At 71.7% G+C, this 26,801-nt stretch carries 33 protein-coding genes and 1 riboswitch; of the genes, 25 read left to right on the forward strand and 8 right to left on the reverse strand.

Translation table 11 applies throughout. The features are described from left to right. The first annotated feature begins 1 nt into the window (after position 1). The 4 genes from ACPXBU_RS32590 to ACPXBU_RS32605 all read left to right on the forward strand — a co-directional run bounded on the left by ACPXBU_RS32590 (position 2) and on the right by ACPXBU_RS32605 (position 2,596). Entirely contained in the window at positions 2–742 is a 741-nt protein-coding gene (locus ACPXBU_RS32590) for a hypothetical protein (RefSeq protein WP_425761129.1), read from the forward strand. Positions 743–781: 39 nt separating this feature from the next. Beyond that, positions 782–979 carry a hypothetical protein gene (locus ACPXBU_RS32595; RefSeq protein ID WP_030327722.1) on the forward strand — a complete coding sequence of 66 codons (198 nt, stop codon included), beginning with the start codon at positions 782–784 and terminating at the stop codon, positions 977–979. 80 nt (positions 980–1,059) lie between these two features. Beyond that, positions 1,060–2,337: a hemolysin family protein gene (locus tag ACPXBU_RS32600; protein WP_425761130.1), complete on the forward strand. Its 1,278-nt coding sequence runs from the start codon at positions 1,060–1,062 to the stop codon at positions 2,335–2,337. 73 nt (positions 2,338–2,410) lie between these two features. After that, positions 2,411–2,596 carry a hypothetical protein gene (locus ACPXBU_RS32605; RefSeq protein WP_036410487.1) on the forward strand — a complete coding sequence of 62 codons (186 nt, stop codon included), beginning with the start codon at positions 2,411–2,413 and terminating at the stop codon, positions 2,594–2,596. A 5-nt stretch (positions 2,597–2,601) separates the two neighbouring features. Here the strand turns inward: ACPXBU_RS32605 and ACPXBU_RS32610 are convergent, their stop codons facing one another. Beyond that, on the reverse strand, positions 2,602–3,270 hold the full coding sequence (locus tag ACPXBU_RS32610; protein WP_425761131.1) for a hypothetical protein: 669 nt from the start codon (positions 3,268–3,270) through the stop codon (positions 2,602–2,604). Positions 3,271–3,386: 116 nt separating this feature from the next. On the opposite strand from ACPXBU_RS32610, the gene ACPXBU_RS32615 reads away from it, so the two are divergent. Then, positions 3,387–3,590 carry a hypothetical protein gene (locus ACPXBU_RS32615; RefSeq protein ID WP_393374836.1) on the forward strand — a complete coding sequence of 68 codons (204 nt, stop codon included), beginning with the start codon at positions 3,387–3,389 and terminating at the stop codon, positions 3,588–3,590. Here ACPXBU_RS32615 and ACPXBU_RS32620 read toward each other — a convergent pair whose 3' ends face one another. The 3 genes from ACPXBU_RS32620 to ACPXBU_RS32630 form a co-directional block, all read right to left on the reverse strand. Then, a complete protein-coding gene (locus tag ACPXBU_RS32620) occupies positions 3,591–4,067 on the reverse strand; it encodes a hypothetical protein (protein WP_425761132.1) in 477 nt (158 codons plus the stop codon). Beyond that, a complete protein-coding gene (locus tag ACPXBU_RS32625; protein ID WP_030327717.1) occupies positions 4,064–4,276 on the reverse strand; it encodes a hypothetical protein in 213 nt (70 codons plus the stop codon). Before ACPXBU_RS32625 ends, ACPXBU_RS32620 begins: the two co-directional genes overlap by 4 nt. A 99-nt stretch (positions 4,277–4,375) precedes the next feature. Then, positions 4,376–5,257, reverse strand: a complete 882-nt coding sequence (locus tag ACPXBU_RS32630) for a universal stress protein (protein WP_425761133.1) — start codon at positions 5,255–5,257, stop codon at positions 4,376–4,378. Positions 5,258–5,373: 116 nt separating this feature from the next. Here ACPXBU_RS32630 and ACPXBU_RS32635 point away from each other — a divergent pair, with 116 nt between their 5' ends. The 15 genes from ACPXBU_RS32635 to ACPXBU_RS32705 all read left to right on the forward strand — a co-directional run bounded on the left by ACPXBU_RS32635 (position 5,374) and on the right by ACPXBU_RS32705 (position 16,953). Further along, positions 5,374–6,120, forward strand: a complete 747-nt coding sequence (locus ACPXBU_RS32635) for an SAM-dependent methyltransferase (RefSeq protein ID WP_425761134.1) — start codon at positions 5,374–5,376, stop codon at positions 6,118–6,120. A 70-nt stretch (positions 6,121–6,190) separates the two neighbouring features. Further along, entirely contained in the window at positions 6,191–7,369 is a 1,179-nt protein-coding gene (locus ACPXBU_RS32640) for a PP2C family protein-serine/threonine phosphatase (protein WP_393374825.1), read from the forward strand. Positions 7,370–7,425: 56 nt separating this feature from the next. Further along, a complete protein-coding gene (locus ACPXBU_RS32645) occupies positions 7,426–7,890 on the forward strand; it encodes a MarR family winged helix-turn-helix transcriptional regulator (protein ID WP_425761135.1) in 465 nt (154 codons plus the stop codon). Between the two features lie 287 nt (positions 7,891–8,177). Next, complete coding sequence (locus ACPXBU_RS32650; RefSeq protein WP_425761136.1) at positions 8,178–8,807, forward strand: CDP-alcohol phosphatidyltransferase family protein; 630 nt, start codon at positions 8,178–8,180, stop codon at positions 8,805–8,807. Beyond that, positions 8,804–9,748 (forward strand): DUF881 domain-containing protein, encoded by a 945-nt coding sequence (locus ACPXBU_RS32655; RefSeq protein WP_425761137.1) that lies wholly within the window; start codon positions 8,804–8,806, stop codon positions 9,746–9,748. Before ACPXBU_RS32650 ends, ACPXBU_RS32655 begins: the two co-directional genes overlap by 4 nt. Next, positions 9,745–10,077: a small basic family protein gene (locus ACPXBU_RS32660; RefSeq protein WP_030327710.1), complete on the forward strand. Its 333-nt coding sequence runs from the start codon at positions 9,745–9,747 to the stop codon at positions 10,075–10,077. The genes ACPXBU_RS32655 and ACPXBU_RS32660 overlap by 4 nt, the downstream gene beginning before the upstream one ends. Positions 10,078–10,087: 10 nt before the next feature. After that, complete coding sequence (locus ACPXBU_RS32665) at positions 10,088–11,119, forward strand: DUF881 domain-containing protein (RefSeq protein ID WP_393374816.1); 1,032 nt, start codon at positions 10,088–10,090, stop codon at positions 11,117–11,119. 60 nt (positions 11,120–11,179) lie between these two features. Next, the gene (gene gcvH / locus ACPXBU_RS32670) at positions 11,180–11,560 is read left to right on the forward strand and encodes a glycine cleavage system protein GcvH (protein WP_393374815.1); all 381 of its coding nucleotides are present in this window, start codon (positions 11,180–11,182) and stop codon (positions 11,558–11,560) included. Positions 11,561–11,775: 215 nt separating this feature from the next. Beyond that, positions 11,776–12,228: an oxoglutarate dehydrogenase inhibitor Odhl gene (odhI, locus tag ACPXBU_RS32675; RefSeq protein WP_007071101.1), complete on the forward strand. Its 453-nt coding sequence runs from the start codon at positions 11,776–11,778 to the stop codon at positions 12,226–12,228. A gap of 50 nt (positions 12,229–12,278) precedes the next feature. Beyond that, entirely contained in the window at positions 12,279–12,980 is a 702-nt protein-coding gene (locus tag ACPXBU_RS32680) for a MerR family transcriptional regulator (RefSeq protein ID WP_354974112.1), read from the forward strand. 185 nt (positions 12,981–13,165) lie between these two features. Then, positions 13,166–13,630, forward strand: coding sequence for a bifunctional nuclease family protein (locus ACPXBU_RS32685; RefSeq protein ID WP_030327706.1), 465 nt, complete (start codon positions 13,166–13,168; stop codon positions 13,628–13,630). 197 nt (positions 13,631–13,827) lie between these two features. Continuing rightward, positions 13,828–14,424 (forward strand): MerR family transcriptional regulator, encoded by a 597-nt coding sequence (locus tag ACPXBU_RS32690; RefSeq protein WP_393374811.1) that lies wholly within the window; start codon positions 13,828–13,830, stop codon positions 14,422–14,424. A gap of 254 nt (positions 14,425–14,678) precedes the next feature. After that, on the forward strand, positions 14,679–15,077 hold the full coding sequence (locus ACPXBU_RS32695; RefSeq protein ID WP_393374809.1) for a group I truncated hemoglobin: 399 nt from the start codon (positions 14,679–14,681) through the stop codon (positions 15,075–15,077). Positions 15,078–15,079: 2 nt separating this feature from the next. Then, positions 15,080–16,261, forward strand: coding sequence for a globin domain-containing protein (locus tag ACPXBU_RS32700; RefSeq protein WP_393374806.1), 1,182 nt, complete (start codon positions 15,080–15,082; stop codon positions 16,259–16,261). Further along, positions 16,258–16,953, forward strand: coding sequence for a DivIVA domain-containing protein (locus tag ACPXBU_RS32705; RefSeq protein ID WP_393374803.1), 696 nt, complete (start codon positions 16,258–16,260; stop codon positions 16,951–16,953). The genes ACPXBU_RS32700 and ACPXBU_RS32705 overlap by 4 nt, the downstream gene beginning before the upstream one ends. A 55-nt stretch (positions 16,954–17,008) precedes the next feature. On the opposite strand, the gene ACPXBU_RS32710 is transcribed toward ACPXBU_RS32705, so the two are convergent. Next, positions 17,009–17,665: an NAD(P)H-binding protein gene (locus ACPXBU_RS32710; protein WP_425761138.1), complete on the reverse strand. Its 657-nt coding sequence runs from the start codon at positions 17,663–17,665 to the stop codon at positions 17,009–17,011. Positions 17,666–17,774: 109 nt separating this feature from the next. Here ACPXBU_RS32710 and ACPXBU_RS32715 point away from each other — a divergent pair, with 109 nt between their 5' ends. From ACPXBU_RS32715 to gcvP, 3 genes are all read left to right on the forward strand, one after another. Beyond that, on the forward strand, positions 17,775–18,842 hold the full coding sequence (locus tag ACPXBU_RS32715) for a MerR family transcriptional regulator (RefSeq protein WP_425761139.1): 1,068 nt from the start codon (positions 17,775–17,777) through the stop codon (positions 18,840–18,842). A 185-nt stretch (positions 18,843–19,027) separates the two neighbouring features. Next, on the forward strand, positions 19,028–19,873 hold the full coding sequence (locus tag ACPXBU_RS32720) for an NAD-dependent protein deacetylase (RefSeq protein ID WP_393374795.1): 846 nt from the start codon (positions 19,028–19,030) through the stop codon (positions 19,871–19,873). A 66-nt stretch (positions 19,874–19,939) separates the two neighbouring features. Then, a riboswitch (glycine riboswitch) is annotated at positions 19,940–20,039 on the forward strand. 75 nt (positions 20,040–20,114) lie between these two features. Continuing rightward, positions 20,115–22,937 (forward strand): aminomethyl-transferring glycine dehydrogenase, encoded by a 2,823-nt coding sequence (gene gcvP, locus ACPXBU_RS32725; protein ID WP_425761140.1) that lies wholly within the window; start codon positions 20,115–20,117, stop codon positions 22,935–22,937. 126 nt (positions 22,938–23,063) lie between these two features. Here the strand turns inward: gcvP and ACPXBU_RS32730 are convergent, their stop codons facing one another. Further along, the gene (locus ACPXBU_RS32730; RefSeq protein ID WP_007460326.1) at positions 23,064–23,264 is read right to left on the reverse strand and encodes a DUF5999 family protein; all 201 of its coding nucleotides are present in this window, start codon (positions 23,262–23,264) and stop codon (positions 23,064–23,066) included. Positions 23,265–23,360: 96 nt separating this feature from the next. On the opposite strand from ACPXBU_RS32730, the gene ACPXBU_RS32735 reads away from it, so the two are divergent. Then, positions 23,361–24,602 carry a chorismate-binding protein gene (locus ACPXBU_RS32735; protein ID WP_425761157.1) on the forward strand — a complete coding sequence of 414 codons (1,242 nt, stop codon included), beginning with the start codon at positions 23,361–23,363 and terminating at the stop codon, positions 24,600–24,602. A 9-nt stretch (positions 24,603–24,611) separates the two neighbouring features. Next, positions 24,612–25,121, forward strand: coding sequence for a peptide deformylase (locus ACPXBU_RS32740; protein WP_393374789.1), 510 nt, complete (start codon positions 24,612–24,614; stop codon positions 25,119–25,121). Here ACPXBU_RS32740 and ACPXBU_RS32745 read toward each other — a convergent pair. Both ACPXBU_RS32745 and ACPXBU_RS32750 read right to left on the reverse strand, forming a co-directional pair. Then, positions 25,101–25,886 carry a GNAT family N-acetyltransferase gene (locus ACPXBU_RS32745; RefSeq protein ID WP_425761141.1) on the reverse strand — a complete coding sequence of 262 codons (786 nt, stop codon included), beginning with the start codon at positions 25,884–25,886 and terminating at the stop codon, positions 25,101–25,103. The two genes, ACPXBU_RS32740 and ACPXBU_RS32745, sit on opposite strands and share 21 nt — an antisense overlap. Beyond that, positions 25,886–26,659 carry a sulfite exporter TauE/SafE family protein gene (locus tag ACPXBU_RS32750; protein ID WP_393374784.1) on the reverse strand — a complete coding sequence of 258 codons (774 nt, stop codon included), beginning with the start codon at positions 26,657–26,659 and terminating at the stop codon, positions 25,886–25,888. Before ACPXBU_RS32750 ends, ACPXBU_RS32745 begins: the two co-directional genes overlap by 1 nt. Positions 26,660–26,801 lie beyond the last annotated feature (142 nt).

Here is a 26,801-nt window from a genome sequence, read left to right on the forward strand (position 1 = left end):
GATGGTCGAGCTGATCCCGACCCGGTCGCGGCCCGCCGGCGGCCGATGGCGTGCGGCCCTCCCGGTGGCGCTGCGCTGGGGGCTGCCGGTGCTCTGGGTGCTGTGGGCATCCCTGGCCTGGTGGGTGGAGCCCCGCGAGTCGACGGAGGCCCAGCTCGACCGGGATCTCGCCAGCGGCCGGGTGGTGACCTTCCAACGGGCAGACGGCTGGGCCGACGACGACGCGTACTGGGGCAGCCGTCCCCGGCTGCAGCACGCGACGGACGGCGGGTTGCTCGCCTGGACCGTGCCGAACGGCCAGATCCGGTACGTGTTCGTGGACCCGCCCGCTTCGGAGTCGTCAGTCGCCGAGGCCGACCCGTCGCCGAACCCGAGGTGGGACGCGCGGCTCGCCGCCGTCGCCGAACCGTGGCGTGGCGTGAACGCCGCCGCGCACCGGATGACGGACGCCGCCGCCGTGCTCGCCGGCGTGTTGACAGTGCTGTGGCTGGCCAGGCTTGTCGGTGGTGCGCCGCCCCGAGCCGGCACCCGATGGTTCTGGTTCTGGATCGGGCTCCTGCCGTTCGGGACGGGCGTGCTCGCCTGGACCTACCGGGAGGTGTGGCGGGCGCCGTCGGAGCAGGTCGGCGAGCGCAGCTCGGGCTGGCGCGGCCTCGGCTGGCTGATCCTCGCCGGGATCGGCATCGCCATGCTGGTGTCCGTCGCCCAACGGCTGCTCGGCACGACGGTGGTGCCGGGCTAACCGGCCCCCGGGTCGGCGGCGGTCACCTACGGTGACGCCATGGACCCTTCGGCGGTCTGGCGGGACCGGCAACACCGGTGGCGGATCGAGGCGTACCGCGCGCCCGACCTGCGGTTCGCCATCTACGCCACGAACGGCCCCACCGAATCGGTGCCGCTGTGGCTGTTCGGTATGTCGGCGCTGGCCCGCTGGTTGATGACCCACGCCATCTCGCTCGACGACCTGGAGGTCGACTGAGCGGTGGCGCGGACCCAAACCGGACCCGGGACCGGCCGCGCTGCGGTTGAGTGACCTGAGGCGGCGGACGGGGGTGCGCGATGGGCGGTCAGCTCGTGCAGGTGGCGCTGGTGGCCGTGCTGGTGCTTGTCAACGCCGCGCTCTCCGGCAGCGAGATGGCGTTGGTGACGCTGCGCGAGGGGCAGTTGCGGCGGTTGGGGCGACGGTCGCGCGCCGGGGAGCGGCTGGTGCGGTTGTCCGGCGACCCCAACCGCTACCTGGCCACCATCCAGCTCGGCATCACACTTGCCGGTTTCCTCGCCTCGGCGGCGGCCGCGGTGTCGCTGTCCGAGCCGCTCGTCGGTCCGTTGGGCTTCCTCGGTGGCCTGGCCCGCCCCGCCGCGGTGCTGGTGGTGACCGTACTGCTGACGTTCGTCACCCTGGTGCTCGGCGAGTTGGCGCCCAAACGACTGGCGATGCAGCGGGCGGAGCGTTGGGCGTTGCTGAGCGCCGGCCCGTTGGACCTGCTGGCCCGGGTGTCCCGGCCGGCGGTGTGGCTGCTCAGCCGGGCCACCGACGCGGTGGTACGGCTGGCCGGCGGTGACCCGCGGGCCAACCGCGCGGAGATGACCGAGGAGGAGCTGCGGGAGATGCTGGCCAGCCAGCGCGGCCTGTCGGCCCAGCAGCGGGAGATCCTGACCGGCGCGTTCGACATCGCCGGCCGGACGTTGCGGGAGATCCTGGTGGCCCGGCGGGAGGTGATGACGCTGCCGGCCAGCCTGACCGCCGACGAGGGGGTCCGCCGGCTCGCCGCCGCCGGGCGGTCCCGCGCCCCGGTCACCGGTCCCGGCGGCCTGGACGAGCTGCTCGGGGTGGTGCACATCCGTGACCTGGTGCAGGCCGGCGCGGCGTCGGTGGGGGACCGGGTGCGCTCGCCGGTGCTGCTGCCGGTGACCCTGCCGGTCGCCGACGCGTTGCGTCAGCTCCGTCAGGAACATCAGCAACTGGCCCTGGCGGTCGACGAGCACGGCGGCATCGACGGCCTGGTCACCATGGAGGATCTGCTGGCCGAGGTGGTCGGCGAGTTGTACGACGAGACCGACCGGGACGTGCGCGGGGTGATCCGGGAGGAGGACGGCGCCCTGCTGGTGCCCGGTGACTTCCCGCTGCACGACCTGCCCGACCTGGGGGTGCGGTTGCGCTTCCCGTTGTCCCGTGAATACACCACGGTGGCCGGGTTGGTGCTGGCCCGGCTGCGGCACCTGCCCGGCCAGCCCGGGGAGATGGTGCGGCTGCCCGGGCTGACCCTGGAGGTGGTGGAGGTCGCCGACCGGGCGGTGCGTCGGGTGCGGTTGCGCGGGTTCACGGCCGACACGTGACCGGGTCGCCCGGACGGGGGACAAGAGCGCCGAAAACACCCGCGGCGGATGCGGCTTGCCTACGGTGCGATTCGTGAAGGACCGAGGTTTGCGTACGTTCGTCACGGTGCTGGCCGGCCTCGCGGTGATCTACTTCGGCAGCGCCGGCCGCAGCCCCGAGGAGGGCCGCGGGATCTCCGGTGGGGTGGTGGTCCTGGCGTTGCTCGCCGCGCTGCTGGTGTGGCACCTGACCCGGCCGGGGGACAAGACGGTGAAGTGAGCGGGTCAGCGGGCGGCGACCCGGGTGACCTCGCCGGCGGACTCCTCGCCGAGCGCCACCCGCACCAGCGCCGAGGCGAGCCGGCCGAAGTCCGGTTCGTCGACCAGGCCGGCCAACCCGTCCGGGGAGCCCGGCAGGCCCAGCCGCTTCGCCCCGGCGAGGGCCCGACGGTCGGCGTACGGGCGCAGGTCGGACCAGACCGTCTGCGCTTCGCGCAGGTAGATGTCCGCGCCGGTGGGGCCGATGCCGGGAAACTCGGTGAGGCGTCGCCGCAGCCCGGCGGGGTCACCCGGGGCCTCGCGGTGTAGTCGGCGCAGGTCGCCGTGCCAGCGGTCCAGGCACAGGCGGGCGCCGGTGCCGAGCATGGTGGCGGTCCGCTCGTCGTAGCGGCGGTAGTGACCCCGGCCCAGCGCGTCGACGCGTTCCTGCCAACTGGCCGCCTCCATGGCCTGCGGTGTGCGGTAGCCCGCGGCGAACAGCTCCCGCGCGGCGTCCACCGCCAGGCACGCCCGGATCCGGGTGCTCAGCAGGGTGGTCAGCACCAGCAGTTGGTAGAGCGGGCGGGGACGGTCGGCAAGCTGGATGCCGGCCTCCTCCGCGTAGGTGCGGCCCCGCCGGTCCAGTAGGACCCGCACCACCGTTCGATCGTTGCCCACACCGATCGGGTACCCCATCGGTGTCCCGCTAGGCGTCGCGCCGGCGACCGCTGTCGGAATGCCGCCGGAGCGGGCGGGTATGCCGACGGTGGAAGGCGGTCGATGCCGCCCGCCGTACCCGGAGGGAGACACCTGTGGTCAACCCGCAGCAGGAAGAGTTCCGGCGCAACGCCAAGGGCGCCACCAGCCAGGACAGCAAGGGGCCCACGCCGACCGGGCACCCGCGCAACCGTGGCTCGTCGCGCGGTGACGAGGGTCGGCCGGTGCCCAGGGGGCAGGTGTCGCCGTACGGCCCGGCCGGTGAACCGGTGGCCGAGGACGACAGCGACACCCGCTAACTAACGACCGCGCTCGGACGGCCGCCGCAACCTGTTCCAGGTCGCGGCGGCCGTCAGCCCGTAGGCGAGGTGCGGGATGATGTCGGAGATCCAGTCGGAGCGCCGCCAGGTGCGCGGGTCACTGATCCCGAGCACGGTGATCGACCCGTCGGTCATGGTCATCACCCCGGCGCCGAGCAGGCTGGTGGCCACCGGCAGTGGTTGCCGTCGACCGCCGGCGTAGAGCGCGAACGCGACGCCCGCGGCGATGCCCAGCCCGTAGCCGATCAGCGGCCCGAGGCCCGAGCGACGGTTCGCCGCCCGGCCGTCGGACCCCAGGCTGACGTGCGCGATCCCGGCCAGCCGGTCGACGGTCTCCTGCGGGACGTCGCTCTCCGGCCGTCCCCGCAGGGCCATGTCCAGGTAGCTGACCACGTTCAGCGCGGTGCTGCCGACGGCACCAGCGATGGCACCGTCGGCAAGGTCGACCCTTCTCACTTCGGGTCGCCCGGTTCGCGCTCGCTCTTGGGGCCGTACGCGCGGTCGCCGCGTACCACGCCCCGCTGGCCGCGATCCTCCTGGAGGATCCGGTTGGCGACCTGGTTGGCCTTGCCGTCGGGCACCCGACGTCCGGAGTCGTCGATCGCGTTGCGCAACCGCGCCCGCTGCTTGTCGTAGGCGTTACTGCCGGGCCGTGGTCCTGGCATCTGGTGTCTCCTTCGTCGGTCTGGGCGTCTGCTGTCGCCCTCGTCGTCGTCGGCGTACCGCGGCCGTCTACCCGTCTGGCGGCCGGTGAACCACAGGCGCTAGCGGGGGCCGTGCACCACGGCGACCGGGCACCGCGCGTGGTGCAGCATCGACTGGCTCACCGACCCCAGCAGCAACCCGGTCACCTCGCCGCGCCCCTGCCCGCCCACCACCGCCAGTTGCGCGGAGCCGGACGCCTCGGCCAACACGGCGCCGGTCCGGCCGTGGACCGCCCGGCAGGTCAACCGCAGCTTCCGGTGCTGCTCGGTCAGGCCGGTCAGCCACCCGGCGAGCATCCGTTCCTGTTCGCCGTGCAGCTTTGCCTCGTCGTACACCAGGGGTTGCATGTCGCCGGGGCCGCTGCTGCCGGGGTGCCGGTAGGCGTGCACCGCCAGCAGCGGCACGCCGCGCGACACGGCTGTCTCGGCCGCGAAGTCGGCCGCCAGCCGGGAGGCCGGCGAGCCGTCCACCGCGACAAGCACCGGCTCGTCGGGTCGTTGCGCGCCGCGGGCCACGAGCACCGGGCAGTCGGCGTACGCGGCGACCTGCACCGCGACCGAGCCGACCACGAGCGCCGAGAAACCACCGAGCCCTCGGTCGCCGAGCACGATGAGCGCGGCGGTGGGGGACTCGCCGACCAGCACCGCGGCGGCCTCACCGTCGATGATCTCACCGGAGATCGACAGCCCCGCTACGGTCGCCTCGGCCTCGGCCACCGCGGCCTGGACCAGCTCCTCGGCCCGGTGCCGCAGCCCACCGCCGGGTGGCGCGCCCGGGGCGGGGGCGATCGGCACGTGCAGCAGCGGCCAGACGAACCCGTGCACGATCCGCAGTGGCCGGTGCCGGCGGGCCGCCTCGGTGGCGGCGAGGCGTACGGCGCGCAGGGCCGGCGGCGAGCCGTCCACGCCGACCACCACCGCCGCGCTGTTCGCCGAGTTCACCGCCCACCTCCCGCTCGGGGCCAGTATCGCGGGCGGGACCGTCCCCGCGCCGCGATACCGCTGAGCGCGCCGGGGTCGGTACGCTGACGGCGACCGGTCCGGAGGGGGGATTGTCGATGGGTGCACCGGACCAGCCGAGCACCGGCCGCATGATCGACTATTGGCTCGGCGGGGAGCACCACTTCCCGGTCGACGTGGCGGCCGCGAGCGCGTTCGAGCAGGCGTACGGGCCGTGCGCTCCGGTGTTCCGGGAGCTGCGGGCGTTCCTGGGGCGGGCGGTGCGGGCCATGGCCGCCCGGGGCGTGGACGGTTTCCTGGTGTTCGGCGCCGGGGTGCCGACGATGGGCAACGTGCACGAGGTCGCCGTCGACGCGACGGTGCTCTACACCGACGTCGACCCGGTGACCATCCGGTTGGGGCAGAGCATCCTCGCCGGCAGCGACCGGGCCGGCTACGGCTTCGGTGACGCGACCGACATCGGCACGATCGACCCGGCGCAGTTGCACCGCTTCGTGCCGGGCTGGGGCCGCCGGCCGGTCGGGGTGGTCTTCCTCGGGCTGGCGGCGTTCCTCGACGACACCACGCTGACCCACACCCTCGACGAGCTGTACGCCGGCGCGGCGGCGGGCAGCCTGCTCGTGGTGGACTTCGACACCGAGGAGCTGGCGGGTCACCCGCAGGCGCTGGCGATGATGGGGCCACAGTTCCGGATGCGCCCACCGACCGCGTTCGGGCCGCTGCTGGGCCGCTGGGCGCCGACGGTGGACGGCATCGTGCCGGTCGCGCGGTGGCGGCCGGTGGGTCCGCCCGCCCCGGTGCCCGACGCGTTCCACGGCGTGCTCGCGACCCGGGGCGACGACTGACCGCAGCGGTTCGCCGTCCGGGTGGTCCGTATGATGCTTGCCCTACCGCAAGCTTCTGGAGAGGACGAGCATGGTGGACCCGCCGGAGGTGGTGTCGCGCGCGCTGCGCGAGGCCCCGCCCGACCAGTTGGCCGAGGCGGCGGACCAGGCGATCCGATCGACGCTGGGCGCCCTGCGCACCGACGTCTTCGTCGCCGACTATCGGATCAGCGGGCTCTGGCCGGTCCTGGACCCGGACCTGCCGGCGGCCGGGTTCCTGGCCTGCCACACCATGGCGCAGCGGTGTTTCAGCAGCCAGCAACCGGTACGCGACGCCGCCGGCGAGGGGTCCTGCCGGCTCTACCTGCCGTTGACGCTGTGGGGGGAGCGGTTGGGCGTGCTGTTGATCGAGCTGCCGGCCGTACCGAATCCGACAGTGACCGGCCAGGCGACCGACATCGCCGACGCTCTCGCGGTGGCGATGCGCGCGGCGGACCGGGGGACCGACAGGTACCGGCGGGCCCGTCGCCGGGAGCGACTCACGATGGCCGCCGAGATGCAGTGGGATCTGCTGCCCGGTCGCAGCGTGGCGCACCACGCGTTCGAGTTGGCCGGGCAACTGGAGCCGGCGTACACCGTGGGTGGGGACCACTTCGACTGGTCGCTGGACGGCGACCAACTGACCCTGACCGTGCTCAACGGCGAGGGCAACGGGCTGGCCGCGTCGATGCTGACCGCCGTCACGGTCAACGCGATGCGCAACGCCCGTCGCTCCGGGGGCGGCCTGGTGGAGCAGGCCGAACTGGCCTCGGACACGGTCTTCTACCAGCACCGGGGCCGCCGCTACGTGGCCACCCTGCTGCTCGACGTCGACACCCGCACCGGTCGGGTCCGGGCGGTCGACGCGGGGTCCCCGCACCTGCTGCGGATGCGCGGGGCGACTGTGGAGCGGATGAAGCTGGATCAGCAGTTGCCGTTGGGGATGTTCGCGGAGACCCGCTACGAGGTGCAGGAGTTGCACCTCGAGCCGGGCGACCGCCTGTTCGTGGTCAGCGACGGGGTGTGGGCCGCCGAGCCGCCGGGCCAGGAGCCGTACGGGGATCGGGTGATGGCGCGTTCGTTGCGCGCCACGCGGTTGCAGCCGGCGGCCGAGGCGGTTGGTACGGTGATGCGCGAACTGCACGCCTACCACGCGGACTCCGACCTACGCGACGACGCCGTCGTGGTGTGTCTGGACTGGCACGGCCCGCGTGCGCGGGGCGCCAGGTGAGGGTCGCCGCCGCTGCGTCTGGCGGGCAGCAGCGCGACGACGGCGGGGGACATCGGGTGGAGCGACCTGGGGATCTCGCCGCGGCGATCGACGCGGCCGCCGGGACACTGATCGCCGTGCTCGACTCGGCCGCGTCGGGGCATCAGGTGCCGCCCACCCAGTTGCGGGTGTTGGCGCTGATCACCAGCCGTTCGGAAACCAACGTCAACGGGTTGGCGGAGCTGCTGGACGTGGTGCCGTCGTCGGCGAGCCGCCTCTGTGACCGGCTGGAGGCGACCGGGTTGTTGCGCCGGGTGGCCGATCCCCGCGACCGGCGTGAGGTGCGGCTGGTGCCCACCCCGGCGGCGCTGACGCTGTTGGGGGACCTGGCCGAGCGGCGGCGGCGGGCGGTGCAGGCGGTGCTGGATCGGATGCCGGCGCGCACGCAGCACGATCTGTTGCTGGCGCTTGTCGCGTTCGGTCGGGCGGCGACTCAGGCGGTGCCCGAGCAGCAGACCGATCCGGCGGCACAGACGGCCTGAGTCGCCGCTCCCACTAGTATCCTAGGACGCTCTACGCGTGGTGATCCACGCCACAGTGCGACAACACCGCACCGAACGACCCGCGACGGCGCCGGGCAAGCGGACGCAGGCCCGATATAGTGACAGCGCACTTACCCGGCCCGTGATCTTCGAGATCGCGGGCCGGATCAGGGAAAGAGGCCCCACCCGGGGCCGCAGGGGGAGCCGGCGCGGGCCGGCCCGACAGCGCGTACGACCCTCCGCCGCGCCCGACGTCGGCCGAGGGTCCGTGCCGTGGAGGAGGATCGGTGTCGCGTCCGGCTCGGGCAGAGCAACCGCGGGACACCGGTGAACAGGCCCCCGGCAACCAGGTGCTCACCCTGCCCAACCTGATCAGCTTCGTGCGGCTGCTGGGCGTGCCCCTCTTCCTCTACCTGTTCCTGGTCGAGCGGGCCGACGTGGCGGCGATCGTCGTCCTGGCCATCGGCGGCACCACGGACTGGGTCGACGGCTGGATGGCGCGCCGTCTGCACCAGGTGAGTCGGCTGGGGGAGTTGCTCGACCCGTTCGCCGACCGGCTCTACATCCTCGCCACCCTTGTCGCCTTCACCGCGCGGGAGGTGGTGCCGTGGCAGTTCACCGCGGCGCTGCTGGCCCGTGAGCTGCTGCTGCTCGGCTCGCTGGCGGTGCTCCGCCGCTACGGGTACGGGCCGCCGCCGGTGCACTACGTCGGTAAGACCGCCACGTTCCTGCTGTTGGCGGCGTTCCCGGTGCTGCTGTTGGCCACCGAGTGGAGCGCGGCGGCGACGGCGACGGCCGCGATCGGCTGGGCGTTGGCGTGGTGGGGGCTGGTGCTCTACTGGGTGGCCGGCGGGATGTACGTGGTGCAGGCGGCGCGGCTGGTGCGCGCGGCACGTGGCCCGGGGGCGGCGGCATGACCGCGCCGCAGTCGGGGAAGCCCCGCCCGGATCGGGTGTACGCGCCGGACTTCCTCACCGAGTTGTTCCGCAACCCGCTCGATCCGGGGTACGCGGATGCGGCGGCGGCGCGACGGCGCTCGGCGTCCACCGGGTCGGCCCGGGGGTGGCGGGCCTGGCCGGCGCGGTCGGTCAGTCTGGTCGTGGTGGTGCTGCTCGGTTTCCTGTTCGCGGTCGCGTACCGGCAGACGATGGCGGACGAGCCGGGGAGGGCCCAGGCTCGTTCCGGTCTGGTCGCGCAGATCAAGGAGCGGGAGGGTCAGACCGACCGGTTGTCCACCCGCGCGGATCAGCTGCGCGAGGAGGTCAGTCGGCAGCGAGACGCGGCGTTGAGCGGGTCGGCGGCGGCACGGCTGCGGGACCTGGAGGCGAGCACCGGCCTGGGTCGGGTGCGCGGCGACGGTGTGGTGGTGCGGTTGGCGGACGGGCCGGAGAACGCGGACGCGGTGACGGGTGCCGGTGCGGGGCCGTCGCGGGTCTTGTACAGCGATCTGCAGGGTGTGGCGAACGCGTTGTGGAGTGCCGGTGCGGAGGCGGTCGCCATCAATGGGCAGCGGTTGACCTCGACGTCGACGATCCGTACGGCGGGTGACGCGATCCTTGTGGACTTCCGTCCGGTGATGGGGCCGTACGAGGTGTCGGCGGTCGGGCCGGGTTCGCTGCGGCGCAAGTTCGAGAACAGCCGCAACGCGGACGTGATGCGGGAGGTCGCGCAGAAGACCGGGTTGTCGTTCGGTGTGCGGGAGGCCGATGACCTCACCCTGCCGGCGGCTCCGGAGCCGCAGCTACGCTACGCGAAGCCGTCGGTCAGTCCGAGCCCTTCCGCGTCGGGTGTCCGGTCCGGCAGTCCTGGGTCGTCCGGTCCGACGACGACCGTTAGCCCCTCGGGAGGTGGCCGATGATCGCGGTGCTGGCGTTGCTTGCCGGTGTGGTGCTGGGTGTGTGGCTTGATCCCACGGTGCCGGCGGCGTTGCAGCCGTACCTGCCGATCGCTGTGGTGGCCGCGTTGGACGCGGTGTTCGGTGGGGTGCGGGCCCGGTTGGACCGCATCTTCGACGACAAGCAGTTCGTGGTGTCGTTCATCTCGAACGTGTTGGTCGCTGGTCTGATCGTGTATCTGGGTGACCAGCTCGGGGTGGGCGGGCAGTTGTCCACGGGTGTGGTCGTCGTGTTGGGTGTCCGCATCTTCGGCAACGTGGCGGCGATCCGTCGGCACCTGTTCCGGGCGTAGGTTGACAGCGATGAGTGATGAGCAGAGCGACACGGGGACCGGGTGGCCGCAGCCGGGTGGGCCGACGCGCCCGGGTGGGCCGGCGGGTGAGCCCGATCCTCGTCCGGACGCGCCGGATCCGGACGAGTTGAGCCCGTTGGCCCCGCAGGAGCCGGCGGTGCCGGGGGAGCGGCCGGACGACGAGCCCGCGGTGGAGGGGGTCGACGAGGGCGCGACGGTGGACCTGAACGCGGTGTCGCGGCCGGGGGCTGCGGTGTCGCGGTCGGTAGGGCCGGAGCCGGTGTCGGACGGGTTGGCCGAGCCGGCCGGGGAGCCGGTGGCGGCGCGACCGGTGGCGGCGGGTCGGTTCCGGTGGAGTACGGCCGGTGTGATGATCGTGGCGTTGTTGGTGCTGCTGGGTTTCACGTTGGTCGTGCAGTTGAAGACGACGTCGACGGATCCGACGTTGGGGGCGACGCGCCAGGAGGACCTGGTGCGGATTCTGTCGGATCTGGATGCGCGGGAGAGTCGTCTGCAGCAGGACATTCGGGCTCTGGAAGACAGTCAGCGGCAGTTGGCCTCGGGTGAGCAGGGTCGTCAGGCGGCGTTGGACGAGGCGACGCGTCGGGCGAACGAGTTGGGCATCCTGGCGGGTACGTTGCCGGCGGTGGGGCCGGGGTTGACTGTGCAGTTCGACTCCGGTGTCAAGCCGATCACGGCGACGCGGGTGCTCGACGCGGTGCAGGAGTTGCGGGGTGCGGGCGCGGAGGCGATGCAGATCTCCGGTGGTGACCGGGCGACGGTGCGGATCATCGCGTCGACGTACTTCCTCGATGGGGACAACGGGTCGTTGATGGTGGAGGGGCGTCGGTTGACGGGGCCGTACACGATCACGGTGATCGGTGATCCGGCGACGATGCGTACGGCGTTGAACATTCCTGGTGGGGTGGTGGCGTCGGTCCGAGGTGTCGGCGGTAACGTGACGTTTGGGGAGCGTGAGGTTGCCGAGGTTTCGGCGCTGCACGCGCCGATCAAGTTGGAACACGCCCGTCCGGTCTCCTGACCGGCGCGGCCGCGCCGGGCCCGGGTGGTCCGGGGCACCGATGGATGAAGGACGCGTCTGGTGATTCCTGAGGATCTGCGATACACCGCCGAGCATGAGTGGGTGGCGGGTGACGGCACGGCTTCGATCCGGGTCGGTATCACGCACTTCGCGCAGGACGCGCTGGGTGACATCGTGTACGTGCAGTTGCCCGAGGCGGGTGCGGTGGTCGCGGCCGGTGACTCGTTGGGTGAGATCGAGTCGACCAAGAGTGTGTCGGAGATCTACGCGCCGGTCGCCGGTACGGTGGTGGCGTCCAACGAGGCGTTGGGTGACACACCGGAGCTGATCAACACTGATCCGTACGGTGCGGGTTGGTTGGTGGAGATCACGCCGAACGATCCGACGGCGACGGATGGGTTGCTGACGGCGGCCGCTTATCAGAAGATCACCGAAGGCTGAGTGTGCGTGATCCGGTGCGTGGGCTGTGTGCGCGCGTCCGGTTGCCCTGCATTTCGGCGCTGGCTAGGCTCGCCAGGTCGACCGAGAACCCAAATAGTTGAGCGTTGCGGAATTGCCTTCCCGGGCACGGGGAGCCAGCCGCCGGGTGTACAAGTGCCCGGCGGCCAGACCCGCCATTACCCGACGCCGACCGAACAGATCCGTGAGGTGGTCCCATGACGCGGCCAGACGACGAGTTCCCCCCGCTCGACGTCACTTCGACGCTCAATCTCGGTTCGCTCGACGAAGTGCTGGAAGGGCCGGACACCGATGTGGTGCCGAGCCGGATGTCCGGCTCGTTGCCGCCGGGTATGGCGCTGCTGGTGGTTCGTCGAGGCCCGAATGCGGGTGCCCGGTTCCTGTTGGACCACGATGTGACGACGAGTGGCCGGCATCCGGACAGTGACATCTTCCTCGACGACGTGACGGTGTCGCGTCGGCACGCGGAGTTCCACCGTGATGGTGGGACGTTCACGGTGCGGGACGTGGGTAGCCTGAATGGCACGTACGTGAATCGTGAGCGGGTTGAGGCGGCCACGTTGAGCAATGGTGACGAGGTTCAGATCGGTAAGTTCCGGGTGGTGTTCATCGCCGGTCCGCGCCCGGAGGAGGAGGCCGGCCGGGGGTGAACGAGCCTGCTGCCTCCATGTCACCCGGAGCGGCTCGGTCTGAGCCGCTGATGAGCATCGGTGAGGTGCTTGGGCAGTTGCGGGTGGATTTCCCGGACACCACGATTTCGAAGCTGCGGTTTCTTGAGGCTGAGGGTCTGGTCGAGCCGCAGCGGACGGCTGCGGGTTACCGGAAGTACAGCTGGGACGATGTGGCGCGGTTGCGGTTCGTGTTGACCGCGCAGCGGGACAAGTACCTGCCGTTGCGGGTGATCCGTGAGCAGTTGGCGCAGTGGGATTCGTCTGGTGAGCAGCCGGGGCGGTCGCGGCCTGCGTTGGTGGCGGTTGGTCCTGATGGTGCGGTGCCGGGTCGTGAGTCGGTGGAGCCGGCCGAGTCGTCGCAGGTGCGGCTCGGCCGGGCGGATCTGGTGGCGCGCAGTGGGATCGACGAGTCGACGTTGGTGGAGTTGGAGCGGCTCGGTGTGCTGGTGTCGGATCCGCCGGGTTGGTATGACGCGGATGCGTTGATCATCGCTTCGGCGGTGGCGGGGTTGGCGTCGTACGGGTTGGAGCCGCGGCATCTGCGGGGTTACCGGACGGCGGCGGACCGTGAGGTTGGTTTGTTCGCGCAGTTGGTGGCGCCGTTGGCGCGGCAGAGTGATCCGGCGGCGCGGGCTCGGGCGGCGGAGACGGCGCGTGAGTTGGTGGCGTTGTCGGAGCAGCTGCACGCGGCGTTGGTGCGGGTGGGTTTGCGGTCGACGTTGGGTCGGTGAGGGTGCCCGGTGGGTGGTGGCTGAGCGGAAAGATCTCTTCCGGGAAGCGTGCCGTAGGCTTGCCGGGGTAACCCCTCTCTGGCGCGGGCGTGGTGCGGTAGCGCACGGGACGACCGTGTCGCGGTCCGTGTACCGTGCAGGGAAGGGCGCGGTGCGGCGTAGGTGACAACGACACGGAGGCGGCGGTGCGCGAGCTGAGCGTGGTCGGAGTTCGGGTGGAGCTGCCTAGCAACCAGCCGATCGTCCTGCTCAGGGAGGTCGAGGGGGACCGCTATCTGCCGATCTGGATCGGCGCGGTCGAGGCCACGGCTATCGCTTATGAGCAGCAGGGGGTCAAGCCGGCTCGGCCGTTGACGCATGATCTTCTGCGGGACGTGTTGGCGGCGTTGAAGGCGCCCTTGCAGGCGGTGGAGATCACCGAGCTCAAGGAGAACGTGTTCTACGCGGATCTGTTGATCGGTGATGGGGTGCGGGTGTCGGCGCGGCCGAGCGATTCGATCGCGTTGGCGTTGCGTGTCGGTGCGCCGATTCGTTGTGCTGAGCAGGTCCTCAGCGAGGCGGGGATCGTCATTCCTGATGAGCAGGAGGACGAGGTGGAGAAGTTCCGGGAGTTCCTGGAGCAGGTGCGTCCGGAGGACTTCGCGGGCTGAGGTGGGCCGTGGGCTCTGCTCCCGGGTGTCGCTGGGGGTGCTTCCCCGTGCGGTTGGTGATCTTTCTTGGTGGCTGCGCGGCGTGTCGTGTCGGTTCCTCCGTGGTAACCCCTGAAGGTGGCTATAGGGTTGCCGTGTCGAGGGGTGCGCGTTGAAGGAAACGACGCGTTGCCACACTGACGGGGGAGGTTGTCCGGATGCACGAGCCGCAGGATCCCGATCCAGGTAGGGAGTTCGACGAGCCGGGTGCCTCGTCGCCAGGTGTGGCGGCTGAGGGTGACGGTTCGGTCGGCTACCGGGGTGTGACGGCCTGCCACGCGGTGGGCATCAGTTACCGGCAGTTGGATTACTGGGCGCGGACGGCGCTTGTGGTGCCGAGTGTGCGGGATGCCTCCGGTTCGGGGACGCAGCGGTTGTATTCGTTCCGGGACCTGGTGGTGTTGAAGGTCGTGAAGCGGTTGTTGGATGCGGGGGTGTCCCTGCAGAACATCCGTAAGGCGATCGAGGCGCTGCGGTCGCGTGGTGTGGAGGATCTGGCCGGGATCACGTTGATCTCCGATGGGACGACTGTGTATGAGTGCCGGTCCCCGGAGGAGGTGGTCGACCTGTTGCAGGGTGGCCAGGGTGTCTTCGGGATCGCGATCGGTGGGGCGTTCAAGGAGATCCAGGGGTCGTTGTCGCATCTGCCGGCGGAGCCGGCGACGAGCGCTCCGGTGGAGTCCGTGGTGGCGTCGGGGTCGGATCCGGTGGGTGACGAGTTGGCGGCGCGGCGGGCTCGGCGGCGGGCTGGCTGAGCGCGGGGCGTTCGGTTTTTTCGGTTGGTTTTTTCGCGACCGTCGGTGACGGCGGGTGGAGTCGGTGGGTGGCTTCCGTCCACTGTGGACACGTTGGGTGTCGTTCTCGTTGCCGACTGTGGAGATACTCGTCGGTAGTGGTGACGCTGCGTTTCGGGCCATTGTCGGGAACGCGATAGGGGGGCAATGACCCCGGGCGATTGACACGCTATGGTCCGTCACGGTTATCGACCCTTCCCCCCGGAGGAACGACCGTGACGGTTACCGAAGAGGCTGCCCCGAAGTCGCACTACGACCGTATTGGTGGTGCCAGCTCGGTCAAGGCGGCTGTTGATCTGTTCTACGACAAGGTGTTGGCCGACCCGGCTGCTGCGGGCTATTTCGCCGATGTGGACATGGTGGGTCAGCGGCGGCACCTGACGTTGATGTTGACCACGGTGTTGGGTGGTCCGGACGAGTACACCGGTCGTGGGTTGGCCGAGGCGCACCAGCCGTTGAACATCCCGGTGGAGCACTACGTGAAGGTGGGCGGGTACCTCCTGGCGACGCTGACGGAGTTGGGTGTGCCGGCGGACATCCTGGCCGACGTGCAGACGGTGCTGGGTCAGGTGCAGGACCAGGTGGTGGCCTCCGGAGACCGGTCGGGCGCCTGAGCGTGGACGCGGCCCAACTCAAGCGGAGCTGGTCGGTGGTCGCCGAGCACGGCGATCAGGTGCCGCTCTATTTCTACTCGACGTTGTTTCTCGCTCATCCTGAGACGCGGCAGATGTTCCCGACGAACATGGCCGGGCAGCGGGACCGCCTGGTGACCGCGTTGGGGCACATCGTGTCCAACGTGGACCAGGTGGACCGGCTTGTGGGGTTCCTGCAGGATCTGGGCGCGGACCACCGCAAGTTCGCGGTCCGCGCGGAGCACTACCCGGCTGTCGGTGAGGCGCTGTTGGCGACGTTGCAGCATTTCCTCGCCGAGCAGTGGACCGACGAGTTGGCCGCGGACTGGGCGGCCGCGTACGGGTTGGTGGCTCAGGTGATGGTGGAGGCCGCGCAGGCCGCCGAGGCGGTGAACCCGCCGTGGTGGGTGGCGGAGATCGTGGCGCACGAGCGGCGGGCGTTCGACGTGGCGGTGTTGACGGTGCGTCCGCAGTACCTGCTGCCGTTCACCCCGGGTCAGTCGATCGGGGTGTCGCATCCGTCGGTGCGTTCGTGGCGGTACTACTCGCCGGCGAACGCGCCGCGCGCGGACGGCACCCTGGAGTTGCATGTGCGGGCCGCGCCGGGTGGTGCGGTGTCGTCGCGGTTGGTCTACGGGTCGGCGGTGGGGGATCGGATCCACCTGGCGGCGCCGGTCGGGGAGCGGCTGGGGTTGTGGTCGGCGGGTTCCAGTGACCTGTTGCTGCTGGTCGCGGGGACCGGGTGGGCGCCGGTGAAGGCGCTCGTGGAGCAGGTCGCGGCGGAGGGTTCGCGTCGGCGGGTGGATCTGTACGTGGCGGCGCGTTCCCGCAGTGAGCTCTATGACAGCGATGCGATCGACAAGTTGGCGTCGTCGTATCCGTGGTTGACGGTGACCTATGTGGTGGGTGCCGATGTGAACCGGCCCGGGGAGTTCGTGCACGCGGTGGATCGGGCGTTGGCCGATGGTGACTGGCGTTCCCGGCACGTGTTCGTGTGTGGGTCGGACGAAATGGTGTCGTACGCGGTGCGGGCGTTGCTGCAGGCGGGTTTCCACGCGGGTCAGGTGCACCACGAGGGCCTGGGTGAGCAGTGGTACGGCCCGGCGTGGCGTACGGCGGTGCAGCAGGCGCCGGTCGGTGACGTTTCGGGAGGTGGGCACAGGTGAGCGCGACCCCGATCAGCCGGTACGACGGGATGCAGGTTTCCGGCGCGGTGCAGGTGCGGATGACCGCCGACCGGGTTCGGCGGTGGCAGTTCGGGGCGGCGTCGTTCGCGCGGCGTGGCTACGACAACGCCGACGTGGACCGGTTCCGGATGCAGATCGCCGACGAGTTGGATGTGTTGGCGACGCAGATCGCGACGTTGCGGGCGGAGAACGAGCGGCTGACCGACCGGGTGGAGTTGCACCGCCATGGGGTGATTCCGAGCACGGGGTCGGCGGGGAAGGTCCCGGCGGCGCGGGAGGTGAATCTGCTGTCCGCGGCGCAGCGGGAGGCGGAGCAGATCATCGCGCAGGCGCATGACTACGCGCGGCGGGTCGCCGAGTACGCCCGGGTGCAGTACGAGAGTTACCTGCACGCGGCGGAGGCGGAGGCGAAGCAGGAGGCGGAGCGGGCCGTGGCGGAGTACCGCAGCGCGGCGGGGTCGAGCTTCGACGACACGGTGGCGACCCGGGAGGCGTTGCGGATCTTCGGGGAGATGATGGTGTCGCACATGCAGGCGGCGGCGCGGCATCTCGATGACGGCAGTGAGCAGTTGGCCCGGACGATGGATCGGATCGCGGCGGAGACGCCGGGGGCGCCGTTCGTCGGCGGTGTGGTGGGTCAGTCGGCGTTGCCGCGCCACCAGCAGCGGTGAGCGTCCCGGGTGGGGTGCGATGCCCTGCCCGGGTGCTCCGCTGAAAGGTCACTGGTCAGGTGGTGGCGGCGCGGATGGCGTCGGCGATCGGGGTGGGCCCGCTGACGAGTTCCAGGGTCGCACCGGTGGTGGCTGGTGCGTCGAGCAGGGCGACGAGGACGTGGGCGACCTCGGCGCGGCTGATCGCGCCCCGCCCGGCGTGTCGGGTGAGGGTGACCTGCCCGGTGGGTGGGTCGTCGGTGAGCCGGCCGGGCCGCAGCACCGTCCAGGCCAGGTCACGGTCCCGCAGGTCGTCCTCGGCGGCGCGTTTGGCGCGCAGGTACGCCGCCCACACGTCGTCGGTGCCGGCGGCGGGTGGGGCGTCCACACCCATCGAGGAGACGAGCAGGTAGCGGTGGACACCGGCGTGGGTGGCGGCGTCGGCGAGCAGGGCGGCGGCGGCCCGGTCGACGGTGTCCTTGCGGGCGGCGCCGCTGCCGGGTCCGGCGCCCGCGGCGAAGATCACCGCGTCGGCGCCGTGCAGGTGCGCGGCCAGTTCGGTGACCGAGGTGTGTTCCAGGTCGCAGACGACGGGGGTGGCGCCGGCGGCGCGCAGCGTCGCGGCCTGCGCGGGGTTGCGGATCAGGCCGACGGCGGTGTCACCGCGCCCGGCGAGGTGGGGGTGCAGCAGTAGGGCGATCTTGCCGTGGCCTCCGGCGATGACGACACGCATGCGCCCAACCTACCGGCGCCGTGGGTGCCGGCGGCTTGACCTTGACCTTCGGGTAACCCTGAGCCTGGGGTGTGCCGGTCGCCGTGACCGGCGCGAGGAGGATGGCGACGTGGGGTTGTGGACCATCGGGGTGTTCGCCCGGGCGGCGAGGCTGACGCCGAAGGCGCTGCGCCTGTACGAGCAGGTGGGGCTCCTGCTGCCGGCCGCTGTCGATCCTGAGTCCGGGTATCGGCTCTATGACCCGGAGCAGCTGCCGGTGGCTCGGTTGGTCGCCCAGCTACGGCGTATCGGTATGCCGCTGGCGACGATCCGCGTCGTGTGTGCCCTGCGGCCCGCGGCGGCGGCGGAGGTGGTCGCCGCGTACTGGCGGGAGGTCAGCGTCGACACCGCGGCCCGTGCCCGGCTCGCCACGGTCCTCGTGGAGCATCTTCTGGACGGGGACGTCACCGGCTCTCGGTCGAATCCCGACCTTGCCGTTCGCTGTGCCGCCGGCTGTGTCGCCGGGGTGGCGCGTGACAGCAACGAGGACGCCGCGTACGCCAGTGAGCGGCTGTTCGCCGTCGCCGACGGTATGCGGGGGCCTGGTGGGGCTGCGGCCAGTGCCGCCGCCATCGACGCCCTCCTGCCGTTGGTGCTCGCCGACACCCCGGCGGTGGACCTGCTGACGATGCTGGCCGGTGCGGTCACCGACGTCGACCGCACCGTGGGGGCGTTGGCCACCGACGAGCACCAGCCGGTCACCACGTTGACCGCGTTGCTGCGCAGCGGCTCCCAGTTGGCGCTGGTGCACGTCGGTGACACCCGGGCGTACCTGTTGCGGGGCGGGGAGTTGTCGCTGCTGACGCAGGATCACACCTGGGTGCGGACCCAGGTGGATCAGGGTCGTCTCGACTCCGGCGAGGCTGCCGCGCATCCGCAGCGGGCGGTGCTGGTGCGCGCGCTGGGTGGGGGTCGGCAGGTCGAGGCTGATCTGGCGCTGCGGACCGCGTTGCCCGGTGACCGGTACCTGCTGTGCTCCGACGGGCTGTGGGCGGTCGTGGAGCGTGCCGATCTGCACGCGACGCTGGGTGCCGGCGGCGGTCCCGAGGACGCGGTGGGTGCGCTGATCGACCTGGCGCAGGCGCGCGGTGGGCCGGACAACATCGCCTGCGTCGTCGCCGACGCCGTCGCGCGGTAGCCCGCCACCCCCACCCCACCCCACCCCCACCCCCACCCCCACCCCAACCGAGCGGTTCGATCATGAGGTTGTCGTCACGACACGCCGCGACGGTCGACGATAACTCCATGATCAACGGGGTGGGGTGGGGTGGGGTGGGGCGTTGGGGTTCGGCGCTGGGCGACGGGTTGAGGCAGCATTGAGGGGTGACGGACAGTTTCGAGGCGGTGCGCGCACTGGTGGCCGATGGTGGGGTGGTGGTGCTCAGCGGGGCGGGCCTGTCCACCGAGTCGGGCATCCCGGATTACCGGGGGCCCAGTGGGGTGGCGCGGCGGCACACCCCGATGACCTACCAGGCGTTCACCACCGATCCCGTGGCCCGGCGGCGGTACTGGGCGCGCAGCCACCTGGGGTGGCGGTTGATCGCGGGTGCGGCGCCGAACGCCGGGCACCGGGCGGTGGCGGGGTTGCAACACGCCGGTCTGGTCGAGACGGTGATCACCCAGAACGTCGACGGTCTGCACGGTGCGGCCGGCAGCACGTCGGTGATCGAGTTGCATGGTCGCCTCGACGAGGTGATCTGCCTGGACTGCGGCAACCTGACCTCCCGGGAGGAGCTGGACCGGCGGTTGCGCGAGGCCAACCCGGACTTCGTGGCCCGCGTCGCCGCGGTCAACCCGGACGGTGATGTGGATCTCCCCGACGAGCAGGTGGCGGCGTTCCGGACGGTGGATTGTGCGATCTGCGGCACGGGGATGCTGAAACCGGACGTGGTGTTCTTCGGGGAGACGGTGCCGCCGCAGCGGGTGGCGCGGTGTTTCGCGGCCGTGGAGCGGGCCCGGTCGGTGCTGGTGCTCGGGTCGTCGTTGACGGTGATGTCGGGGCGCCGGTTCGTGATCCGGGCGGCGAAACGGGGCATTCCGGTGGCGATCGTGAACCAGGGGCCGACCCGTGGTGACGGCCACGCCACGGTCCGCGTCGACGCGCCCCTGGGTGCCCTGTTGCCGCGGTTGGCCGCGCGGGTGGGTGGGGACGCACCGGTCGGGGTGTGACCGCACCGGTCCGGGGGTAGGACATCTGCCTGTAACACCGTCGCTGGTAGCGTTGACCATGCCGGTAACACCCACGTGGGAGAGACCGCCCGATCAGCACGCGGGGCGGCGCCGAAGGGGCAAATCCTCCCCGGAACCTCTCAGGCAAAAGGACCTCGTGGGCAGGCACTGTGGAGCGCCCCCGTGTGGGGTGCGACAGAGGGGGAGGCCGACACGTCGACCTCGCCCCGGGAGTGCCCCCATGACCGCAGAGCAGTTCGCCACCCGTCACATCGGTCCCGGCCCCGACGACGAGCGTCGGATGTTGGAGGTCGTCGGGCATCACTCGATCGACGAGCTGATGGACGCCGCGATCCCCGAGGTGATCCGCTGGCACGGCACCCTGGACCTGCCGGACCCGGCCACCGAGGCCGAGGCGCTCGCCGAGCTGCGCACCCTGGCGGCCCGCAACACCGTCGCCGTCTCCATGATCGGGCTGGGGTACCACGGCACGCACACCCCGGCGGTGATCCGCCGCAACGTGCTGGAGGACCCGGCCTGGTACACGGCGTACACGCCGTACCAGCCGGAGATCAGCCAGGGCCGCCTGGAGGCGCTGCTGAACTTCCAGACGATGGTCACCGACCTGACCGGCCTGGCCACCGCGAACGCCTCGATGCTCGACGAGGGCACCGCCGCCGCCGAGGCGATGACCCTCGCGCGGCGGGCCTCCAAGAGCAAGAGCCGGGTGTACGTCGTCGACGCCGACGCGTTGCCGCAGACCATCGCGGTGATCACCAGCCGGGCCGAGCCGCTCGGCATCGACGTGCGGGTCGTCGACGTCGACCGCGACGAGCTGCCCGGTGAGTTCTTCGGCCTGCACCTGCAGTACCCGGGCGCGTCCGGGGCGGTGCGCGACCACAGCAGCCTCGTGGAGGCCGCGCACGCCGTCGGGGCGCTCGTCACGGTCGCGGCGGACCTGTTGGCGTTGACGCTGCTGCGGGCGCCGGGGGACATCGGCGCGGACATCGCCGCCGGCACCACGCAGCGCTTCGGCGTACCCATGGGCTTCGGTGGGCCGCACGCCGGTTACCTGGCGGTGCGTTCCGGCCTGGAGCGGATGCTGCCCGGGCGCCTGGTCGGGGTGTCCCGCGACGCGGACGGCAACCCGGCGTACCGGTTGGCGTTGCAGACCCGCGAGCAGCACATCCGCCGGGAGAAGGCGACAAGCAACATCTGCACCGCGCAGGTGCTCCTCGCCGTGATGGCCGGCATGTATGCCGTCTACCACGGCCCGGACGGGCTGCGGGACATCGCGACGCGTACCCATGACATGGCGGCGCGGCTCGCGGCCGGGTTGCGCGCCGGCGGCGTGGACGTCGCGGACGTCGCGTTCTTCGACACCGTCACCGCGCACGTGCCCGCACGGGCGCAGCGGATCGTCGCGGCGGCCGCGCAGCGGGGCGTGAACCTGCGGCTTGTCGACGCCGACCGGGTGGGCGTGTCCTGCGACGAGACGACCACCGACGCGCACCTGCGCGCGGTGTGGGAGGCGTTCGAGGTGCCCGCCCTCGACGGGGCCGTGGACGCGGCCCTGCCCGTCGACCTGGCCCGGCGCGGTGACTTCCTCACCCACCCGGTGTTCCGCAGCCACCACTCGGAGACGGCGATGCTGCGCTACCTGCGGCGGCTGTCGGACTTCGACTACGCCCTGGACCGGGGCATGATCCCGCTCGGGTCGTGCACGATGAAGCTCAACGCCACCACCGAGATGGAGCCGGTCAGCTGGGCGGAGTTCGCGAACATCCACCCGTTCGCGCCGGACGCCCAGACCGTCGGGTACCGGGAGATGATCGGCCAGTTGGAGTCGTGGCTGGCCGAGGTCACCGGCTACGACGCGGTCAGCGTGCAACCCAACGCCGGGTCCCAGGGTGAGCTGGCCGGGTTGTTGGCGATCCGCTCCTACCACGCCTCGCGCGGCGAGTCGCACCGCGACGTGTGCCTGATCCCGTCGTCGGCGCACGGCACGAACGCCGCGTCGGCGGTGATGGCCGGTATGCGGGTCGTCGTGGTGGCCTGCGACGACAACGGCAACGTCGACCTCGTCGACCTGGACGCGAAGATCGACAAGCACCGCGACGCGCTCGCCGGGATCATGGTGACGTACCCGTCGACGCACGGGGTGTACGAGACGGGCATCGCGTCGCTGTGCGCGAAGGTCCACGACGCCGGCGGGCAGGTGTACGTCGACGGGGCGAACCTCAACGCCCTGGTCGGGTTCGCCAAGCCCGGCAGGTTCGGCGCGGACGTGTCCCACCTCAACCTGCACAAGACGTTCTGCATCCCGCACGGCGGCGGCGGCCCCGGCGTCGGCCCGGTCGCGGTGCGCGCGCACCTGGCGCCGTTCCTGCCCGGTGACCCGCTGGGCGCACACGCCGACGCCACACCGGCGATCTCGGCGGCGAAGTACGGGTCGGCGGGCATCCTGCCGATCCCGTGGGCGTACCTGCGGATGATGGGCGCCGAGGGCCTGACCCGGGCCACCGGCGTGGCGGTCCTCGCCGCGAACTACGTGGCCGCGCGGCTGCGGGGGCACTTCCCGGTGCTCTACGCCGGCAACAAGGGCCTGGTGGCCCACGAGTGCATCCTCGACCTGCGGCCGGTGACGAAGGCGACCGGGGTGAGCGTCGACGACGTCGCGAAGCGGCTGATCGACTACGGCTTCCACGCGCCGACGATGTCGTTCCCGGTCGCGGGGACGCTGATGGTGGAGCCGACCGAGAGTGAGGACCTGGCCGAGCTGGACCGGTTCTGCGACGCGATGATCGCGATCCGGGCGGAGATCGAGCAGGTGGGGTCCGGGGCGTGGCCGGCGGGGGACAACCCCCTGGCCAACGCGCCGCACACCGCGGCGATGGTCAGCGGTGACGACTGGCCGCACCCGTACCCGCGGTCGGTGGGCGCGTACCCGGCCGGGGTGGACCGGGCCGGGAAGTACTGGCCGCCGGTGCGGCGCGTCGACGGCGCGTACGGCGACCGGAACCTGGTCTGCTCGTGCCCGTCGCCAGAGGCGTTCGAGGACTGACAACGGGCGAGCCGGGGCGGGCGGTACAGGCCGCCCCGGCAGCCGCTGCGGCCTGGGCGGGGACGTCCCTTACCGGGGGACTAGCCTGGGCCGACGGGCGGCTAAACGGTGACGCTGGGTGGTCGATCAGGCCACGAGGGCGTGGCGGGCGGGACCGCGGTGCGGTGCGATGCTGCTGCCGTCGGGAAGCAACTCGCCGGTGTCCTCGAAGACGATCACACCGTTGCAGAGCAGGCTCCAGCCCTGCTCACGGAAGCAGGCGAGGACTCGCGCGGCTTCCCGGTCGGTGGCTTCAGCGGAGGGGCAGGTCGGTTGGTGCTGGCACATCAGGGTCTCCGGACTGTGGGGGCACTGTGTCATGGTTCACATGACCAGTGACGCACAGTACCAAGCGAAAGTGTCCAGCAACGAGCAGGTCTCGGCCTGGCGCACGGGAAATCCACTGAACGGATGAGGAAGGTCGGACCATACGGCGTGGAAACGCTCCCACAGGTGCGGGTCGATGTCCCCGCAGCGCCTACCGCCTGCCGCGACACGCTCACCGAACGCGCACGCCTGCACTGGCACCGCCACGACGGCGGCGACCCCGCCGCCCTCGCCGAGGAGTTCCTCGCCGCGCACGGCCTGCCCCTGCACGACCTCACCCGACCCGCCCCCACCCACCACCACAGCGGGGTCTGCGGCGCCGCGCTCTACCTGTCCGCCGCCGCCGGCGCGCACCTGGCCGGCGCACCCACCACCGCCCCCGAACCCGCGCCCACCCTCCCCGACCTCACCGTCGTCGTCTACGAACACGGCCCCACCCGCGCCACCCCACCGGCCGCACCCACCCCCTGGTGGCTCGGCCCGTGGACCGAAAGCTGGACCCCCCGCCAACACGCCGACGCCGTCGACGCCGTCCGCGCCGCCATCGGCCGCGGCGACGTCTACCAGACCAACCTCGTCGGACACGCCGCCGCCCCCTACACCGGCGACCCCCTGCCCGCCCTGCGCCGCCTCAGCGCCCTCCCCGGCGCCCGCTACGGCGGCGTCCTCACCGGCGACGGCTGGGCCATCGGCTGCGCCTCCCCGGAAACCCTCATCGAGGTCACCGACGGGCACCTGATCACCCGACCCATCAAGGGCACCCGCCCCGCCACCCCCACCGGCCACACCGAACTGCTCGCCAGCGCCAAGGAACGCGCCGAACACATCATGATCGTCGACCTGGAACGCAACGACCTCGCCCGCATCGCCCGCACCGGCACCGTCACCGTCGACGACCTGTTCACCGTGCGCCGCTGGTGCGACCTGTGGCAGGCCGAGTCCACCGTCCGCGCCACCGCCGCCGACGGCCTCGGCCTCGCCGACCTCCTCCGCGCCACCTGCCCCGGCGGCTCCGTCACCGGCGCACCCAAACACGCCGCCCTCACCCAGATCACCACCCTCGAACCCGTCGGCCGCGGCGCCAGCATGGGCGCACTCGGCTGGGTCACCCCCGGCCACATCGACCTCGGCCTGACCATCCGCACCGCCGCCGCCGACACCGACCTACTGCACACCTGGGCCGGCGGCGGCATCACCTGGGACAGCGACGCCCACGCCGAAGTCGCCGAAGCCGCCGCCAAGACCGCACCGATCCGCGCCACCCTGGCCGGACACGAAACCCACCACGACCGGCGATAAACTGCCCCCATGACCATGCGGCCCATCCGGATCATCGGCGACCCCGTCCTCCGCACCGAATGCGACCCGGTCACCACCTTCGACGCCGAGCTACGGGCCCTCGTCACCGACCTGATGGACACCCTCCTCGGCGCCCCCGGCCGCGCCGGCGTCGCCGCACCACAGATCGGCGTCAGCGCCCAGGTGTTCGTCTACGACGCCGACGGGCACCGCGGCCACCTCATCAACCCCACCCTGGAACTCTCCGACGACCTCCAGGACGACGACGAGGGCTGCCTGTCCATCCCCGGCCTCTACTTCCCGACCGTCCGGGCCCTGCACGCCACCGCCCACGGCGTCGACCAACACGGCGAGCCCCTCACCATCGCCGGCAGCGGATTCCTCGCCCGCGCCCTGCAACACGAGACCGACCACCTGCACGGCACCCTCTACGTCGACACCCTGCGCGGCGACACCCGCCGCCGCGCCCTGCGCGAGATCCGCGCCGGCCGCTTCGACTCACCCAGCCGCCGCGCCTGAAGCCGTCAACATCCACTCGTCGTAGTCGGCGACCCGGCTGAAACCCACCCGCTCGTACAGGCGCACCGCCACCACATTGTCGGCCTTCACGTTCAACGTCACGTGCTCCACGCTCTGGAGCAGCCGCACACACAACGCCGCCACCACCGACGCGCCCAACCCCCGCCCCCGCCACCGCGGATCCGTCGTGACGTTACCCAACGCCGCCACCCCGTACGCCGGGGAGAACACGTGCACCCCCGCCACCGCGACCAGCGCACCCCCGTCGCGGATCCCCAGATACTGCCCGGTCCGCACCATCCGCTCGTCGAACCAGTTCCCCGGGTACGCCCGCGCGTACAACTCCCGCACCTGCGGCAGGTCCGCCACACCGAGCACCACCCCCGCCGGGGCCACCGCACCCAGCCGCCCCGCATCGGTCAACGCCATCCGGTGATGCCGGCCACCGGGCGTCAACCGGAACGACCCGGCCAGGGCATCGCCCAGGCCGGGGGACAGGTGCGCGTACAACCGCGCCGGCAGCACCGGCGCCACCTGCCCCAGCAACACCGACAACGCCGCCCTGTCCGCCGGCGCGCCGAACGCCAACAACGTCGGCAGGTCACCACCGTGATACAGCAACACCACCTGATCATCCAGGCGAAACCACGACGTGTACGGCCAGAAGAAATCGTCCAGGTCACCCAACTGGTACGCGTGCAACACCGGGTCACGCCCCAGCAACCGCGCCAACACCCCCCGGTCGTGCTCCGCCCGCACCGACATCAGCGCGCCACCCACTGGTCGTGACCCAACTTCGCGACCAACGCCACCACCACCACCAACAACACCACCCGCACGAACCCCGACCCCCGACGCAACGCCATCCGCGCCCCCACCACCGCCCCCGCGACGTTGCACACCGCCATCGCCGCCCCCAGCAACCACCACACATGCCCGGTCACCCCGAACACCACCAACGCACCCAGATTCGTCCCCGCGTTGACCACCTTCGCCATCGCCGAACCATGCACGAAATCCGCGCCCACCAGAGCCGTGAACGCCAACACCAAGAACGTCCCCGTACCCGGACCGATCAACCCGTCGTACAGGGCAATGCCCACCCCCGCCACCACGACCGCCGCCACCACCCGCACCGGAGTCCGCCGCCGCGGCAACGCCACCACCCCCAACCGGGGACGCAGCAACACGAACACCGCCACCGCCACCAACACGACCAACACCACCGGCCGGTACGCCGACGCCGGCACCGCCCCGGCCAACGCCGCACCCACCCCCGCACTCACCACCGCCAGCCCCGCCGCCGGCGCCACCACCCGCCAGTCCACCTCGGTCCGCCGCGCGTACGTCGCCGCCGCCGTGGTCGTCCCGAAGATCGCAGCCAACTTGTTCGTGCCCAACGCGGTGGCCACCGGCAACCCCGGCGCCGCCACCAGCAACGCCGGCAGCAGCAACAACCCACCACCACCGACCACGGCGTCAACCCACCCCGCCATCGCGGCGGCGGCCAGCAGAGTACTCAGCGATACGGCGTCCACGGGCGGCAATTCTCCCCACCCCACCCGCCCCGACAGCCCCGCAAGTGGCCAGACTCACCCGCTCAGCGACCCCGAGAACGCCGCACCCACACCCCCAACGCGCCAACCGCCACGAACACCAGCACGGAACACAGCAACAGCT

Origin of the sequence: Micromonospora sp. DT231 (assembly GCF_049847025.1) — a bacterium.
GTDB lineage: Bacteria > Actinomycetota > Actinomycetes > Mycobacteriales > Micromonosporaceae > Micromonospora.